At 69.8% G+C, this 15,917-nt stretch carries 18 protein-coding genes; 9 read left to right on the top strand and 9 right to left on the bottom strand.

All coding sequences use genetic code 11. The features are described 5' to 3' along the window. Window positions 1-11 precede the first annotated feature (11 nt). Complete coding sequence (locus tag E1B00_RS11900; protein ID WP_139449077.1) at window positions 12-980, top strand: helix-turn-helix transcriptional regulator; 969 nt, start codon at window positions 12-14, stop codon at window positions 978-980. A gap of 3 nt (window positions 981-983) precedes the next feature. Here E1B00_RS11900 and E1B00_RS11895 read toward each other — a convergent pair whose 3' ends face one another. After that, window positions 984-1,544, bottom strand: coding sequence for a lipocalin family protein (locus tag E1B00_RS11895; protein ID WP_220396278.1), 561 nt, complete (start codon window positions 1,542-1,544; stop codon window positions 984-986). 136 nt (window positions 1,545-1,680) lie between these two features. On the opposite strand from E1B00_RS11895, the gene E1B00_RS15675 reads away from it, so the two are divergent. Next, complete coding sequence (locus E1B00_RS15675) at window positions 1,681-2,031, top strand: hypothetical protein (protein WP_176693233.1); 351 nt, start codon at window positions 1,681-1,683, stop codon at window positions 2,029-2,031. Window positions 2,032-2,067: 36 nt separating this feature from the next. Here E1B00_RS15675 and E1B00_RS11885 read toward each other — a convergent pair whose 3' ends face one another. Next, a complete protein-coding gene (locus tag E1B00_RS11885; RefSeq protein WP_139449073.1) occupies window positions 2,068-3,567 on the bottom strand; it encodes a RimK family protein in 1,500 nt (499 codons plus the stop codon). 65 nt (window positions 3,568-3,632) lie between these two features. Here E1B00_RS11885 and E1B00_RS11880 point away from each other — a divergent pair, with 65 nt between their 5' ends. From E1B00_RS11880 to E1B00_RS11870, 3 genes are all read left to right on the top strand, one after another. After that, complete coding sequence (locus tag E1B00_RS11880) at window positions 3,633-4,115, top strand: GNAT family N-acetyltransferase (protein ID WP_139449072.1); 483 nt, start codon at window positions 3,633-3,635, stop codon at window positions 4,113-4,115. Window positions 4,116-4,190: 75 nt separating this feature from the next. Then, on the top strand, window positions 4,191-6,293 hold the full coding sequence (locus E1B00_RS11875; protein WP_139449070.1) for a prolyl oligopeptidase family serine peptidase: 2,103 nt from the start codon (window positions 4,191-4,193) through the stop codon (window positions 6,291-6,293). Window position 6,294: 1 nt separating this feature from the next. Continuing rightward, window positions 6,295-8,493, top strand: coding sequence for a S9 family peptidase (locus E1B00_RS11870; protein WP_139449068.1), 2,199 nt, complete (start codon window positions 6,295-6,297; stop codon window positions 8,491-8,493). A gap of 87 nt (window positions 8,494-8,580) precedes the next feature. Here the strand turns inward: E1B00_RS11870 and E1B00_RS11865 are convergent, their stop codons facing one another. Then, complete coding sequence (locus E1B00_RS11865; protein WP_176693232.1) at window positions 8,581-9,237, bottom strand: hypothetical protein; 657 nt, start codon at window positions 9,235-9,237, stop codon at window positions 8,581-8,583. A gap of 45 nt (window positions 9,238-9,282) precedes the next feature. Here E1B00_RS11865 and lptM point away from each other — a divergent pair, with 45 nt between their 5' ends. Genes lptM through xerC form a run of 4 tightly spaced genes read left to right on the top strand, consistent with a single transcriptional unit; the run spans window position 9,283 to window position 11,909 of the window. Next, a complete protein-coding gene (gene lptM / locus E1B00_RS15670) occupies window positions 9,283-9,423 on the top strand; it encodes an LPS translocon maturation chaperone LptM (RefSeq protein WP_176693231.1) in 141 nt (46 codons plus the stop codon). Next, window positions 9,420-10,265, top strand: a complete 846-nt coding sequence (dapF, locus tag E1B00_RS11860; protein WP_139449064.1) for a diaminopimelate epimerase — start codon at window positions 9,420-9,422, stop codon at window positions 10,263-10,265. Before lptM ends, dapF begins: the two co-directional genes overlap by 4 nt. Window positions 10,266-10,305: 40 nt before the next feature. After that, window positions 10,306-10,983: a DUF484 family protein gene (locus tag E1B00_RS11855; RefSeq protein WP_139449062.1), complete on the top strand. Its 678-nt coding sequence runs from the start codon at window positions 10,306-10,308 to the stop codon at window positions 10,981-10,983. Next, window positions 10,980-11,909, top strand: coding sequence for a tyrosine recombinase XerC (xerC, locus tag E1B00_RS11850; RefSeq protein WP_139449060.1), 930 nt, complete (start codon window positions 10,980-10,982; stop codon window positions 11,907-11,909). Before E1B00_RS11855 ends, xerC begins: the two co-directional genes overlap by 4 nt. A gap of 1 nt (window position 11,910) precedes the next feature. On the opposite strand, the gene E1B00_RS11845 is transcribed toward xerC, so the two are convergent. From E1B00_RS11845 to E1B00_RS11820, 6 genes are all read right to left on the bottom strand, one after another. Next, window positions 11,911-12,267 carry a gamma-butyrobetaine hydroxylase family protein gene (locus E1B00_RS11845; protein ID WP_139449059.1) on the bottom strand — a complete coding sequence of 119 codons (357 nt, stop codon included), beginning with the start codon at window positions 12,265-12,267 and terminating at the stop codon, window positions 11,911-11,913. A 9-nt stretch (window positions 12,268-12,276) separates the two neighbouring features. Continuing rightward, the gene (locus E1B00_RS11840) at window positions 12,277-12,855 is read right to left on the bottom strand and encodes a hypothetical protein (RefSeq protein ID WP_139449057.1); all 579 of its coding nucleotides are present in this window, start codon (window positions 12,853-12,855) and stop codon (window positions 12,277-12,279) included. Beyond that, a complete protein-coding gene (locus E1B00_RS11835) occupies window positions 12,855-13,421 on the bottom strand; it encodes an RNA polymerase sigma factor (protein ID WP_246048695.1) in 567 nt (188 codons plus the stop codon). The genes E1B00_RS11840 and E1B00_RS11835 overlap by 1 nt, the downstream gene beginning before the upstream one ends. Before the next feature lie 146 nt (window positions 13,422-13,567). Further along, window positions 13,568-14,905, bottom strand: a complete 1,338-nt coding sequence (hslU, locus tag E1B00_RS11830; RefSeq protein WP_139449055.1) for an ATP-dependent protease ATPase subunit HslU — start codon at window positions 14,903-14,905, stop codon at window positions 13,568-13,570. Then, window positions 14,905-15,444: an ATP-dependent protease subunit HslV gene (gene hslV, locus E1B00_RS11825; protein WP_139449053.1), complete on the bottom strand. Its 540-nt coding sequence runs from the start codon at window positions 15,442-15,444 to the stop codon at window positions 14,905-14,907. The genes hslU and hslV overlap by 1 nt, the downstream gene beginning before the upstream one ends. 102 nt (window positions 15,445-15,546) lie before the next feature. Then, on the bottom strand, window positions 15,547-15,903 hold the full coding sequence (locus E1B00_RS11820) for an ArsC/Spx/MgsR family protein (protein WP_139449051.1): 357 nt from the start codon (window positions 15,901-15,903) through the stop codon (window positions 15,547-15,549). Window positions 15,904-15,917 lie beyond the last annotated feature (14 nt).

Here is a 15,917-nt window from a genome sequence, read left to right as displayed (position 1 = left end):
CCGGACACTCCATGGACCGCTACGAGCGCATCCTTGCCCTGCACCGCAGCCTCAAGACCGCCCGCTACCCGGTGCCGATCAAGCGCCTCATGGAAGAGCTGGCCTGCTCGCGCGCCACGCTCTACCGCGACATCGCCTTCCTGCGTGACGCCCTGGGCGCCCCGATCGAAAGCGAGGGCGAGGGCAGCATCCGCTACGACGAAAAGGAAGCGGAACGCTTCGAACTCCCGGGCCTGTGGCTCAACTCCGACGAACTGCACGCCCTGCTGGCCGCGCACCAGCTGCTCGACCGCACCGGCCAGGGCGTGCTTTCGAGCGCCCTGGCGCCGCTCAAGGGCCGCATCGAATCACTGCTGGCCCAGCAGGCGGGCGGCAAGCGCTGGCCGGTCGAGCGGGTGCGGGTGATCGCCAGCGGCGTGCGCCGGCGCGATGAGCTCGCGTTCCGCCTGGTCGCCAGCGCCGTGCTGGAGCGCCGGCAGCTGGAATTCGATTACCTGGCGCGCTCGACCAACGAGCGCACCCACCGCAAGGTCTCGCCGCAGCGGCTCACGCACTACAAGGACAACTGGTACCTCGACGCCTGGGACCACGAGCGCGAGGGCCTGCGCAGCTTCTCGGTCGACCGCATCCAGCACGCCAAGCTGTCGGACGCCGCAGCCCGCGACCTGGCCGACGCCGAGCTCAACCAGCACCTGGCCTCGAGCTACGGCATCTTCTCCGGCACGCCCAAGGGCACCGCCACCCTGGTGTTTTCGGCCAAGGCCGCGCGTTGGGTCGCCGACGAGCACTGGCATTCCAAGCAGGAGGGCCGATTTCTGCCTGACGGCCGCTACGAGCTGAAGGTGCCCTACAGCCAGTCCAAGGAACTGTTGATGGACGTGCTGCGCTACGGCGCCGACGCCGAAGTGGTGGCGCCCGAGCCGCTGCGCCAGCAGGCGCGCACCCTGCTGCAGCTGGCGCTGTCGAACTACGAGCGCTGAGGCCTACTGGAACCCCGGCTGCCCGACCTGGTCGGGGAACTGCGGCACGCGCTGCAGGCGGGCCGGGTCGTAGCCGTAGGCGGCGAACTTCGCGCGCAGCTGTTCGTACTTCGCCGCCTCCATGCGCGGCTCGCGCGAGAAGATCCAGGCGAGGTTGCGCTTGGGGTGGCCGATCAGCGCCCAGGAGTAGTCCGACGCGACCTCCAGCACCAGGTAGTCGGCCTTGACCAGCCCGCCGAAGAAGCCGATGCGCCACTGCGCGTCGTTCGTGCCCGGCACCACGCGCGCGACGCCGGACATCTGCTTCTCCGGCTTGTCGAAGGCCTTGCGGTAGACATAGACGTTGTCGATGTGGCCGTCGGGCCGCAGCGTATAGACGTCCGCGGTCGCCACTTTTCCCTTTTCGGCGAAGTAGGGGATGTTGGCGATGACCCACCAGCGGCCCATGTAGCGCGGCAGGTCGACGTTGGCGCGGGATTGCAGCGGGGTCATCGGCGGTTCTCCAGTGCTGGCGCAGCCGGTCAGCACGAGCAGGCAACCCAGTAGAACGGCGAAACGGCGCATGGTGGGCATCCGTCCGGAAGGAGGCCCAGCCTGCACCGGGCGGCCTGAAGGGGGCGTCAAGCCCGGAACCGGCCCCGTCTCGGTCCATGAGACGGGGCCGGCGCAGGCTTCCTCCACGCCCACGGAGGACACCGCCATGCCGATCCTGAAGCCCGCTCCGCATCCCACCGCCGTCGACCCGCGCATCGCCCGCACGCTCTGGCAATGGCTGGCCCTGGGCGCGATCGCGATGCTGCTGGTGCCCGCCGCCCGCGGCCCGGTCTACCTGCTCGGCAACATGCCGTTCTGGCTGGTGCTGGCGCCCGGCTTCGCCCTGCTCACCCTTTACCGGCACGCCCTGGCGGCGGCGTGGCGTGCGCACCTCGTCCGCGCCACGCCACGCCGTCGCCGGCGCTTCGGCGCCCGCCGCCTGAAGTCCGGGGTCAGAGTGCATTTATCTTTCCCGCGGCGAGCGCGCGGTGAAGCGCCGGCGCGGGCCGAAAGATAAATGCACTCTGACCCCGGATTGCCTTGACCCCGGCCTTCAGTCGCGCACGCCCAGGCGCTTGCGCTCCAGCCGCCGCAGGAACTCCTCCATGATGCGGCGGTACAGGTCCTCGCCCAGGTAGGCGTCCTCGACGCCGGCGTCGATGCTGGGGTTGTCGTTGACCTCGATGATCACCGCGCGCTCGCCCGCCACCTTCAGGTCCACGCCGTACAGGCCGTTGCCGATGGCGTTGCTGGCGCGCGTGGCCAGGCGCACCACTTCCGAAGGCGCCTCGCGGATCGGCAGGGTCTTGAAGCCGCCGGAGCGCACCGTGCCCTTGCCGGCGCCGGGTTTCGGCGAGTGGTCGTAGATCTGCCAGTGGCCGCGCGACATGAAGTACTGGCAGGCGTACAGCGGCTCGCCGTCGAGCACGCCGATGCGCCAGTCGAACTCGGTGTACAGGTATTCCTGGGCCAGCAGCAGCGCGGTCTGCTGGAACAGCTGGTCGGCGGCGGCGCGCAGCTGCTCCACCGTCTCGACCTTGTGGATGCCGCGCGAAAACGAACCGTCGGGAATTTTCAGCACGATCGGCAGCCCGAGCAGGTCGGGCAGGGCGGCGAGTTTCTTGGCGTCGTCGCGGAAGACGATCTCGGTGCGCGGCGTCGGCAGTTTCCGGTTCCGCAGGCGGTCGTGCAGGTAGATCTTGTTGGTGCAGCGCAGGATCGAAACCGGGTCGTCCATCACCACCATGTCCTCGCGGTCGGCGCGATGCGCGAAGCGGTAGGTGTGGTTGTCGATCGCGGTGGTCTCGCGGATGAACAGCGCGTCGTATTCGGCCAGGCGGGTGAAGTCGCGCCTGCCGATCGGGTCCACCTCGATGCCGATCTCCTTGCCGGCCTCGATGAACTGCTTGAGCGCCTTCTTGTTCGAAGGCGGCATCGCCTCCGCCGGGTCCTGCAGCATCGCCAGGTCGTAGCGGTACTTCGGTCGCGCCCGTGGCTTGCGCCAGAGCTTGCGGCTGAAGGCGTCCAGGGCGTTGGCGAAGGCGTCCTCCTGGTCGTCCGACAGCGTGTGCAGGCCCGCGGGCTTGATCGCCGCGATCTGCCACACCCGCTGGCGCTCGAACTCGATGCGCAGCACCGGGCAGGGGAAGGTTTCGAACACCTGCTGGGCCAGGTCCTCCAGCGGGGCGTAGTTGGTGCGGCCGAAGTACACCAGCAGGCCGAAGTCGCTGGCGTCGCGCGAGCCTTCGGGCAGGAACTTGCCCAGCTGCGTGTTCAGGTCCTCGATGTCGATGCCGTACAGCGAACGCCGGCGCAGGTCGTTGATGGTGCGCACGCTCGGGATCACCTTGTGCCCGCGCGCCTCGGCCAACAGCGAGACGTAGTAGCCGGTGCCCATGTATTTGTAGCTGCGGCACAGGTTGATCACCTGGGTGCGTTCGCTCTCGCCGCCGACGTCGCCGCGCAGGTAGTCCGCGGCGGCCACGACGTTGTCGGACGGGTAGTACGAGCCCCAGTCGGAGGGCTTTTCGACGACGATGACTAGGCGGCTCATGGTGGCGGGGCGGGGGCGATGGCGCGAGTCTGAGCCCTGGCGCCGGGCTTGGATAGACTGCCGCCATGACCCGAACGCCGACCCCGCGCACCGCCCGCGCCGCCGACCTGCCCGACCTGCTCGCGCTCGAGGCGCGCTTCCCGGGCGACCGGCTGTCGGCCCGCCAGTTCCGGCACCACCTGGGCAATCCGCGGGCGCGGCTGCGGGTGCTGCCCGGGGCGTCCGCGCTGCTGGGCTACCACCTCCTGCTGCTGCGCGCGGGGAGCGGCTGGGCCCGGCTATATTCGCTGGTCGTGGACCCGATCGCGCGCGGCCGCGGCCTGGGCCGGATCCTGCTGGCCGACGCCGAAGCCCAGGCCCGGCGCGCCGGCTGCCGCGGCCTGCGCCTGGAGGTCCGCCAGGACAACGTGGCCGCCAATGCGCTGTACGCCGCCGCGGGCTACCGGCACCTGGCGGCCCTGCCGGCCTACTACCAGGACGGTGGCGACGGCTGGCGCCTGGTCCGTGAATTCGGCCGGGTCGCGGGCGGTTCTCCGGCGCGACCATGACTTTGTGCCTACGGCGGCTCCCCGCAACCCCGTGCTAGGTTCGGGCGCTTGTACCAACCCCGGGGATTCCCTCTTATGCGCCTTTCCGCCCTCGCCTGGCTCGTCGCCGGCGCCCTGTCCGTTTCCGCCCATGCCGCCGAACCCGCCGCGATGACTCAAGACCCCCACCTCTGGCTCGAGGATGTCGAAGGCGACAAGGCCCTGGACTGGGTCCGCGCCCGCAACGCCGTCTCGCAGCAGCAGCTTGGCGGCGACCCCGGCTTCGAGGCGCTGCGCGGCGAACTGCTGGCCATCCTCGACTCCAACGCCCGCATTCCCTACGTGGGCAAGATGGGCGAGTACTACTACAACTTCTGGCGCGACAAGCAGAACCCGCAGGGCGTCTGGCGCCGCACCACGCTGGCCGAGTACCGCAAGGACGAGCCCAAGTGGGAAGTCCTGCTCGACATCGACGCGCTCGGCAAGGCCGAGGGCGTGAACTGGGTCTGGGGCGGCGCCAACTGCCTGCGCCCGGACTACGACCGCTGCCTGATCGACCTCTCCCGCGGCGGCGCCGACGCCACCGTGACCCGCGAGTTCGACGTTTCCGACAAGGCCTTCGTGAAGGGCGGCTTCGAGCGCCCCGAGGCCAAGGGCGACCTGGGCTGGATCGACATCGACACCGTCTACGTCGGCACCGACTTCGGCCCAGGCTCGATGACCAGCTCGGGTTACCCGCGAGTCGCCAAGGAGTGGAAGCGCGGCACGCCGATGTCGGAAGCCAAGGTGGTGTTCGAGGGCCAGGACAGCGACATCTCGGTCGGCGCCTTCCACGACGACACGCCGGGCTTCGAGCGCGACTTCGTCTACCGCGGCCTGACCTTCTACACCAACGAGCTCTACCTGCGCGGCGCCGACGGCAAGCTCACCAAGTTCGACCTGCCCGACGGTGCCCAGAAGGGCGTGTACCGCGAATGGCTGAGCGTCGAGCTGCGCCAGGCCTGGGAAGTGGGCGGCGAAAAACACGCGGCCGGCTCGCTGCTGGCGATCCGCCTCGACGACTTCCTGGCCGGCAAGCGCGACTTCGACGTGCTGTTCGCGCCGACCGAGAACACCTCGCTGGCCAGCAGCGGCGCCACCAAGGACCACTACTTCATCAACGTGCTCGAAGACGTCAAGAACCGCATCTACGTGCTGACCCCGGGCAAGGACGGCTGGAAGCGCGAGCCGCTGGTCGGTGCGCCGGAGTTCGGCACGGTCAGCATCAGCGCGGTGGACGCCGAGGAGTCCAACGACTACTTCATGACCGTCACCGACTACCTGACCCCGACCTCGCTGCTGATGGGCACCATCGGCAAGGCGCCGGAGAAGCTCAAGCAGCTGCCGGCCTTCTTCGACGCATCGGCCTACGAGATCAACCAGCACTTCGCCACCAGCAAGGACGGCACCCGCGTCCCGTACTTCATGGTCTCGCGCAAGGACCTCAAGCTCGACGGCGACAACCCGACCCTGCTCTACGGCTACGGCGGCTTCGAGGTCTCGCTGACCCCGAGCTATTCGGCCGGCGTCGGCAAGGCGTGGCTGGGCGATGGCGGCGTCTACGTGGTCGCCAACATCCGCGGCGGCGGCGAATACGGCCCGCGCTGGCACCAGGCGGCGCTGCGCGAGAACCGCAACAAGGCCTACGAGGACTTCGCGGCGGTGGCCGAGGACCTGATCGCGCGCAAGGTCACCAAACCGGCGCGCCTGGGCATCCAGGGCGGCAGCAACGGCGGCCTGCTGATGGGCAACATGACGGTGATGTACCCGCAGCTGTTCGGCGCCGTGGTCTGCCAGGTGCCGCTGCTGGACATGTACCGCTACGACAAGCTGCTGGCCGGCGCGTCCTGGGTCGCCGAATACGGCGACGCCGACGTGCCGGGTGACTGGGACTTCCTGAAGAAGTACTCGCCGTACCACAACGTCGCCAAGGACGTGGACTACCCGCCGGTGCTGTTCACTACGTCCACCCGCGACGACCGCGTGCACCCGGGCCATGCCCGCAAGATGATGGCGCGCATGATGGAGCAGGGCCACGACGTCACCTATTACGAGAACATCGAGGGCGGCCACGGCGGCGCCGCGAACAATGCCCAGTCGGCCTACATGTCCGCGCTGGCCTACACCTTCCTGAAGCAGAAGCTGTTCGAGGGGAAATGAGATGAAGCACCTGCTGCCCTTCAGCGCCGCCTTCCTCGCCACCGCGCTCGCCGGCTGCGCCGGTGCGCCGGCCCGCGAGGCCGCCGCGCCGGCCGCCGCCGAAGCGGCCGCGCAGCCGGCGCCGGTCGCGCTGGCCGCCCTGCCGGCTGCGCCGGTCGCGGCCCGCAAGCCCTACGAGGTCAAGGCCCCGCACGGCGCCACGCGCAACGACGAGTACTACTGGCTGCGCGACGACACCCGCAAGAACGAGGAGATGCTGGCCTACCTCACCGCCGAGAACGCCTACACCGACGCGGTGCTCAAGCCGCTCGAGGCGCTGGAGGCCTCGCTGTACGACGAGCTGGTCGGCCGCATCAAGCAGGACGACGCCAGCGTGCCCTACCTCGAGGACGGCTACTGGTACTACACGCGCTTCGAGACCGGCAAGGAATACCCGGTCTACGCGCGCCGCAAGGGCACGATGGACGCGCCCGAGCAGGTGCTGTTCGACGTCAACGTGATGGCCGAGGGCAAGAACTTCTTCCAGATCGGCACCTACGAGATCAGCCCCGACGGAAACCTGGCCGCCTTCGCCGAAGACGCCGTCGGCCGCCGCCAGTACGTGCTGCGCATCAAAGACCTGCGGACCGGCGAGATCCTGCCCGACCAGATCACCGGTGTGTCGGCCAACATGATGTGGGGCGAGGACAACCGCACGCTCTACTACGTCGAGAACGACCCCAAGACCCTGCTGACCAAGCGCGTGAAGACCCACGTGGTCGGCACCGCGACCGCGTTGGACAAGCTGGTCTACGAAGAGAAGGACGACACCTTCTACATGGGCGTCGGCCGCACCCGTTCCGACGACTACCTGTGCATCGGCGTCAGCAGCACCGTCTCGTCCGAGATGCGCTGCACCGACGCCGACCAGCCGGGCGAGTTCAGGGTGCTGGCGCCGCGCCAGCGCGACTTCGAATACGAAGCCGACCACCTCGACGGCCGCTGGGTGATCAGCACCAACTGGAACGCGAAGAACTTCCGCATCATGACCTTCGCCGACGGCCAGCCCTGGGGCGACCGCAACCGCTGGCAGGAACTGGTGCCGCATTCGGCCGACGTGCTGATCTCGGGCGTCACGCTCTTCAACGGCTTCATGGCCATCAGCGAACGTTCCGGCGGCCTGCAGCGCGTGCGCGTGCGCCATGACGACGGCCGCCAGGAGTTCGTGAAGGCCGACGAGAGCGCGTATTCGATGGGCCTGGCGATGAACGCCGAGCCGGGCACCGACTGGCTGCGCTACACCTACACCTCGCTGACCACGCCGGCCAGCACGTATGAAGTGAACGTACGCACCGGCGAACGCAAGCTGCTCAAGGAGCAGCCGGTGCTGGGCGGTTTCGACAAGGCCAACTACGTCACCGAACGCCTGTGGGCCACGGCCCGCGACGGCACCAAGGTGCCGGTGTCGGTGCTTTACCGCCGCGGTTTCGAGAAGAACGGCAAGGCCGCGCTGTACCAGTACTCCTACGGCTCCTACGGCAGCAGCAGCGACCCGGGCTTCAACTCCAACGTGCTGAGCCTGGTGGACCGCGGCGCGGTGTACGCGGTCGCGCACATCCGCGGCGGCCAGGAAATGGGTCGCCAGTGGTACGAGGACGGCAAGCTGCTCAAGAAGGTCAACACCTTCACCGACTTCATCGACGTCACCGACTTCCTGGTCCAGGAAGGCTGGGCGGCGCCGGACCGCGTGGCCGCGATGGGCGGCAGCGCCGGCGGACTGCTGATGGGCGCGATCGCCAACATGGCGCCGGAGAAGTACGCCGCCATCGTCGCCCACGTGCCCTTCGTGGACGTGGTGACGACGATGCTCGACGAGACCATCCCGCTGACCACCAACGAGTTCGACGAGTGGGGCAACCCGAAGGATCCGAAGTACTACGACTACATGCTGTCGTACTCGCCCTACGACCAGGTCGAGGCCAAGGCCTATCCGTCGATGCTGGTGACCACCGGCCTATGGGATTCGCAGGTGCAGTACTTCGAGCCGGCCAAGTGGGTGGCCCGGCTGCGCGCGAAGAAGACCGATACCAACCCGCTGCTGTTCCGCACCAACATGGAAGCGGGCCACGGCGGCAAGTCCGGTCGCTTCCAGCGCTACCGCGAGCGCGCCGAGGAATACGCCTTCGTGATCGAGCGCCTGGGCCTGCCCGCGGCGCCCTGACCGGCACCGCAAACAAGAAGGGCCGGAGCATGCTCCGGCCTTTTTCTTTTCCGGAACGGGGCCAGGCCGATGCCAGGCACTGTTTCGCTACCAGTCGGCCTCGTCGAGCAGCCGCTCGGTGGCGGCATCCGCCGGTTTGGCCACCAGGCCGCCGCGTGGGCTGATGAAGACCTGATAGCGCGCGCCGTCGAGCATCGGCAGGTAGGCGGCGCTGCCCCAGCGGGCGTCGGCGATCGGCAGGTCGGCCAGCCAGCGCTGGCGGAACTCCCAGAAATCCCAGTCATGGCGCAGGTCGTGCACGCTGCGCTGGGCGGCCAGGTCCTGCTTGGGGTCGCCATAACGTCCCGACAGGCGTTCGAAGCGGTAGACCGGCGGCAGGCCGGCCAGCTGGCCCGGCAGGGTCCAGCGGATCACGCGGGCATCGAGCTGCCATTCGTCGCCCAGCAGCACGAAATCGGCCGGGGCTCCGCCCTCGGGCACGAAGGTCGCGCGGTAGCGCTGCGGCGCCTCCTGGACCAGGGACAGCGTCGCCACCGGCACGTCCTCGAGCAGCCAGGCGTACTGGCGCAGCAGCCAGCCCAGGCCGACCAGGCCCAGGGCCAGCACCAGCAGCAGCAGGGCAAATCCCCGCCGGATCGCGCCCGGCCCCGAGGCGCGCCGGCCGGCCGGGCGCCGGCCCCAGGCCAGCATCGCCACCAGCGCCAGCACCGCGGCGCCCACCCACAGCCATGCAGAAAGCGTCATCTCCACTCCGCGCTCCGGGAACCTGCCCCGGACTATACTCGCGCCATGAAAACCTCCCGCCTCGCCCTGCTGCTGTTGAGCCTGGTCCTGGTCGCCGCCTGCGGCACCAAGGGTCCGCTGGTGTTGCCCGACAAGGCACAAAAGCCCGAGCCGGCCGAACAGACCGAGCCGCCCGCCGCGCCATGACCGCCGCCGGCACCCTGCGCTTCAGCAAGATGCACGGCGCAGGCAATCACTTCGTGGTGCTGGATCTGCGCGGTGGCCGCGCCGCGCCCACGCCGGCGCTGGCCCGCGCGCTCGGCGACCGCCACACCGGCGTCGGTTTCGACCAGCTGCTGACCGTCGAAGACCCGGCGACGCCCGGCAGCGTCGCCGCCTACCGGATCTGGAATGCCGACGGCAGCGCCGCCCAGCAGTGCGGCAACGGCGCCCGCTGCGTCGCTGCCTGGCTGCAGCGCGACGGCGCCGCGCCCGGCGCGCGCTTCCGGCTCGACAGCCCCGCCGGCCCCATCGACGTCGAGGCGCTCGGCGCCGGGCGTTATGCGCTGGGCATGGGCCGCCCCGAATTCCGCCCCGAGCGCATCCCCTTCCGCGCCCACGCCGAGGCCAGCAGCTACGAGCTGCACGTCAACGGCGGCAGCCTGCATTTCGGCGCCGTGTCCATGGGCAATCCGCACGCGCTGATCGAAGTGCCGTCGGTGGCCGAGGCGCCGGTGGCGATCCTGGGGCCGGCCCTGCAGGCGCGCCCCGAGTTCCCCGAAAGCGTCAACGTCGGTTTCGCCCAGGTGCTGGCGCCGGACCGCATCCGACTGCGCGTGTACGAACGGGGCGCCGGCGAGACCCAGGCCTGCGGCAGCGGCGCCTGCGCCGCGGTCGCCGTGCTGGTGCGCCAGGGTCGTGTCGGCCGGCACGTGCAGGTCGAGCTGCCGGGCGGCACGCTGGAGATCACCTGGCCCACGGACGACGCGCCGATCACGATGGCTGGCCCGACCGCCTTCGTGTTCGAAGGTGTGTTCCCGGCGCCATAATGCCGGCCGTGCCGGAACGAAACCGCAGCAGGAGCGAGCGATGATCGAAGAGAAGAACGAACGCCTGGGCGCCCACGAAGTGGCGACCTTCCTGCGCCGCCATCCGACCTTCCTGGGCCAGTTCCCGGACCTGGCGATGTCGCTGGTGGTGCCGAAGGAGGAAGGAAAGGCGGCCTCGCTCGCCAGCTACCAGCTGGACGTGCTGCGCGACAAGAACCGCGAACTCACTCGCCGGCTCACCGAACTGTTCAACAACGCCCAGGACAACGAGCGCCTGGCCGTGCGCACGCACCAGCTCAGCCTGGCGCTGATGCGCGCCAGCAGCGCCGCCGACACCGTGCGCACCATGGTTGCGGTGCTGGGCGAGGACTTCCAGGGCGAGGTCGTGCGCGTGGTGCTGTTCCATCCCGTGGAGGGCCTGTCGGCCGACTGGCTGAAGGTGATCCCGGAGAAGGATGCGTCGCTGGCGCCGTTCCGCGATTTCCTGGCCGGCAACGAGCCGCTGTGCGGCCGCCTCAACCAGGACAAGCTGGCCCTGCTGTACGGCGACCACCAGGAGCGCGCGGCGTCGTCGGTGCTGCTGCCGCTGCCCGGCATCGGCATGCTCAGCGTCGGCAGCTCGGACCCGAACCGATTCTTCCCGGGCATGGGCACCCTGTTCCTGCGCCTGATGGCCGAGTCCCTGGTCACCGCCCTGGGCCGCTACCCGCGCGGATGAAGGCGGGCGCGCCACGGGCGGACGCAGCGCCGGCGGCGGCGTCGCTGCAGCGCGAACTCGAAGCTTTCCTGGGCTATCTCGCGGTCGAACGGCGGCTGTCGCCGCATACGCTCGACGCCTACCGGCGCGACTTGTCCGACCTGGCGACGTGGATGTCGGGCCAGGGGCTCGACGACTGGCGGCGCCTGCGCCAGGAAACACTGCGCGGTTACGTCGCCGGCGCGCACCGGCGCGGCCTGTCGGGAAAGAGCCTGCAGCGCCGGCTGTCGGCGGTGCGCAGCTTCTACCGCTGGCTCAACCGGTCGCAGACCAGCGAACTGGATCCGGCCAGCGGCCTGCGCGCGCCCAAGTCGCCGCGCAAACTGCCGCAGGTGCTCGACGCCGACGAGATGACGCGCCTGGTCGAAGTGCCGACCGACACGCCGATGGGCGTGCGCGACCGCGCGATGCTGGAGCTGTTCTACTCCTCCGGTCTGCGCCTGTCGGAACTGTGCGCGCTGCGCTGGCGCGAGCTCGCGCTCGCTGACGGCCTGGTCACGGTCACCGGCAAGGGCCGCAAGACCCGCGTGGTGCCGGTCGGAAGCCATGCCCGCGACGCGCTGCAGGCCTGGCGCGAGGAGTCGAAGCCCGCGGCGGACGCGCCGGTGTTCCCGGGCCGCGCCGGCGGGCCGATCAGCCCACGCACCGTGCAGCTGCGGCTGCGCGTGCTGGCGATGCAGCAGGGCCTGTTCAAGCGGGTGCATCCGCACTTGCTGCGGCACAGTTTCGCCAGCCACGTGCTCGAATCGAGCGGCGACCTGCGCGGCGTGCAGGAACTGCTCGGCCACGCCGACATCGCCACCACCCAGATCTACACCCACCTCGACTTCCAGCACCTGGCCAAGGTCTACGACGCCGCGCACCCGCGCGCGAAACGGAAGCCCTGACTCAGCGGGATCGGCCGGCGGCTTCCAGCGCCGCGGTGTAGGCGGCCCAGCGGCCTTCGTATTCGCGGCCCAGCTGGTGCAACAGCGACCAGCTGAAGATGCCGGTGTCGTGGCCGTCGTCGAAGCGCAGCAGCACCCCGTAGTTGCCCATCGGCTCGATCGCGCGCACGTTGACGTCGCGTTTGCCGTGCACCAGCACCTTCTGGCCGGGGCCGTGGCCCTGCACCTCGGCGCTGGGCGATTCCACCCGCAGGTATTCGCAGGGCAGGCGGAAACGCTGGCCGTCGTCGAAGGCGACCTCCAGCGCGTGCGAGGCCTGGTGAAGGATCAGGTCGGTGGGGCGGGGCGTCGTCGTCATTGCGCCATTCTAGGGCCCGCGCAGCTGGTCGCGCAGAGCCTCGAACCGGGTGATGCGCGCCAGCGACCGCCGGCCGCGCCACCAGATGAACACCGCCGCCGCCAGCATCATCGGCCCGTTGATCGCGATCATCAGCCAGAAGCCCCTGCGCAGCGTGTCGCTGGCATCGAACCAGACCACCAGCGCCAGTCCCAGCCACAGCGCCATGGCGGTCCACAGGCTGATGCGCCAATAGGTGATGCCGGAACGCGTGCGCCGGATTTCCAGCTCCACCAGGTCGGCGACGCTGCGGCCGTCATCGCGCAGCTGGCGCCGGCGCAGCCACAGCACGCCCGCCTGGTAGACCGCCAGCACGGCACCCAGGCCGATGAATACCCAGCGGTCCACCGACGAGATCTCGGGCCGCTGCACGATCCAGGCGCACAGCCCGATCGCCAGCGCCGAAAACAGCGCCTCGGCGCCGACCAGCCAGCGCAGCCGCCGGCCGCGCCGACGGATCTCGCGGCCGATCGCCTCGGGGTCGATTGCCGGCACCGGCTGATCGCGCCAGGTGTCGCCCAGAGCCTTCCAGTCCAGGTTCGGGTCCATCAGGCCGCTCCTTGCAGCCACTGCTGCAGCTGCCGGCGCGCGCGGCTCAGGCGCTGTGCCACGGTGTTGTCCTCCAGGCCCAGGGCCTGGCCGATTTCGTTCTGCGAAAAACCTTCCAGGGCCAGCACCACCACTTGCCGCTGGCCCAGCGGCAGGCGGCGCACCGCGGCGACCAGGTCCTCGCGGCGCTGCTGGGTTTCGGCGTGCTGCACCGGGCTGGCATCCGGGTCCGGATGGTGGTCGTCGAGCTCGTCGCCCTGGGCGCGCTTTTCCCGGGCCAGGTGGTCGATGGCGCGGTTGTGCGCGACCCGTGCCGCGAAGGTGCGCAGCGAGGCATCCCCGCGCCAGGACGGCAGCGCGCGCCATACCGCCACGGTGATCTCCTGCAGCAGGTCGTCGCGACGGGCGCGTTCGGACTCGTAGCTGCCCGCGATGCGCGCCAGCATCGCGCCGTGCTCGCGCAGCACGGTTTCGATGTCGGTGGCGGCCGTGGTCACGGCCGGCTCAGGCATCGGCCGCGCGGGCGGGCGCGGCGTGGGCAGGCGGGCGAGGGCGGCGGCGGGCATGTCCGGGTCCATGGGCGTCTGGTCCGATAGACCGGCCCCAGGGCTGAAACCTGACAGCCAAATCCGGGGTCAGAGTGCATTTATCTTTGCCGCCTCCAGGCGGCTGCCGGCGCGGTGACGAAGATAAATGCACTCTGACCCCGGAGTTACAGGATGTAGCGGGAGAGGTCGGGGTCCTTCACGGCGTCGCCCAGCTGGGCGTCCACCATGGCCCGGTCCACCATCAGCGACAGCCCGCCCTTGTCCGGGGCCTCGAAGCTGAGCTTCTCCAGCAGCTTCTCCAGCACCGTGTGCAGTCGGCGGGCGCCGATGTTCTCCTGGCGCTCGTTGATCTGGAAGGCGATCTCGGCCAGCCGGTCGATTGCATCGGGGTCGAAGCCGATGTTCACGCCCTCGGTGGCCAGCAGGGCCATGTACTGCCGGGTCAGGGCGTTTTTAGGTTCGGTCAGGATGCGCTTGAAGTCGTCGCGGCTGAGCGCGGTCAGTTCGACCCGGATCGGGAAACGGCCCTGCAGCTCGGGGATCAGGTCCGAAGGCTTGGACAGGTGGAAGGCGCCCGAGGCGATGAACAGGATGTGGTCGGTGCGCACCACACCGTACTTGGTGCTGACGGTCGAGCCTTCCACCAGCGGCAGCAGGTCGCGCTGCACGCCCTCGCGGCTGACGCCGCCGCCGCCGATCTCGTCCTGGCGCTTGGCCACCTTGTCGATCTCGTCGATGAAGACGATGCCGTTCTGCTCGCAGGCGGTGATGGCCTGGGCGCGGATCTCCTCTTCGTTCACCAGCTTGGCGGCCTCTTCCTCGACCAGCAGCGGCCGCGCCGCGGTGATCGTGACGCTGCGTTTCTGCGCCTTGCCGCCGCCCAGGTTCTGGAACATCTGGCGCAGCTGCTGGCCCATCTCCTCCATGCCCGGCGGGGTCATGATGTCCATGCCGCCGGCCGGCGGGCTGAGCTCGAGCTCGATCTCGCGGTCGTCCAGCTCGCCGCTGCGCAGCTGCTTGCGGAGCTTGTTGCGGGTCTCGTTCTCGCCGTCGGGCGCGACCTCGACCATGAAGCCCGGGCCGCGCCGCTTGGGCAGCAGCGCGTCGAGGATGCGGTCCTCGGCGCGCTCTTCGGCCTGGGTGCGCACGCGCGTCTTGGCCTGTTCGCGGAACATCTTCACCGCGCCGTCGGCCAGGTCGCGGATGATCTGCTCGACGTCCTTGCCGACGTAGCCGACCTCGGTGAAACGCGTGGCCTCGACCTTGACGAAGGGCGCGTTGGCGAGCGCGGCCAGCCGACGGGCGATCTCGGTCTTGCCGACGCCGGTCGGGCCGATCATCAGGATGTTCTTGGGCATCACCTCGTCGCGCAGCGCGGGGTCGAGCTGCATGCGCCGCCAGCGGTTGCGCAGGGCGATGGCGACGGCGCGTTTGGCCGCGGCCTGGCCGACGATGTAGCGGTCGAGCTCGCCGACGATCTCGCGGGGGGTCAGCTGGCTCATCACAGTTCCTCGACCACGAGATTGCGGTTGGTGTAGATGCAGATGTCGCCGGCGACGTTGAGCGAGGCCTCGGCGATCGCGCGGGCGTCGAGCTCGGTGTGCTGCAGCAGGGCGCGGGCCGCGGCCAGGGCGTAGGGGCCGCCGGAGCCGATCGCGACCAGGCCGTCCTCGGGTTCGATCACGTCGCCGTTGCCGGAGATGATCAGCGAGCTGTCCTTGTCGGCCACGGCCAGCAGCGCTTCGAGCTTGCCCAGGCGGCGGTCGGTGCGCCATTCCTTGGCCATCTCCACCGCGGCGTGCAGCAGCTTGCCACCGTGTTTGTCGAGCTTGGCCTCGAATACTTCGAACAGGGTGAAGGCGTCGGCGGCCGCGCCGGCGAAACCGGCCAGCACCCTGCCATTGGCCAGGCGGCGCACTTTGCGGGCATTGGCCTTCATCACCGTGTGGCCCAGGGTGACCTGGCCATCGCCGGCGACCACGACGCGGTCGCCGCGGCGCACGGAAAGGATGGTGGTGGCGTGGAAAACGGTCGGGTCCATGCGGTTTCCTTGGCGGGAACTCCCGGGATGGGGCCGGGCCGGCAAGCTTACAAGCGGGCCGGAGGTCACGGGCGGGCAGTCCGGCGGAGCCGCCGCGCGGGCTCAGGCCGGGTCCAGCAGCTCCAGCAGCCGCTCTGTCGGCCGGCCGATCACGGCGCGGTCGCCGCGTTCGAGCACGGGCCGTTCGATCAGGCGCGGATGCGCGGCCAGCAGCCGGGCCCATTCCGCGGCCGGGCGCCGGTCGTCGGGCGTCAGGCCCAGGGCGCGGGCCTCGTCCTCCTTGAAGCGCACCAGCTGGCGCGGGTCGCCGCCCAGCTTCTTGAACAGGCCGCGCAGGCGGGCCGGACTCGGCGGCTCGGACAGGTAGTCGACGATTCCGGGCGCCAGGCCATGCGCGGCCAGCAGGGCCAGGCCCTCGCGGGACTTGCTGCAGCGCGGGTTATGCCAGTACCAGAACATCACATCACCAAAGT

It is taken from the genome of Arenimonas terrae (genome assembly GCF_006265115.1).
Lineage (GTDB): Bacteria > Pseudomonadota > Gammaproteobacteria > Xanthomonadales > Xanthomonadaceae > Arenimonas > Arenimonas terrae.
This window is presented reverse-complemented; position numbering and strand designations above follow the sequence as displayed.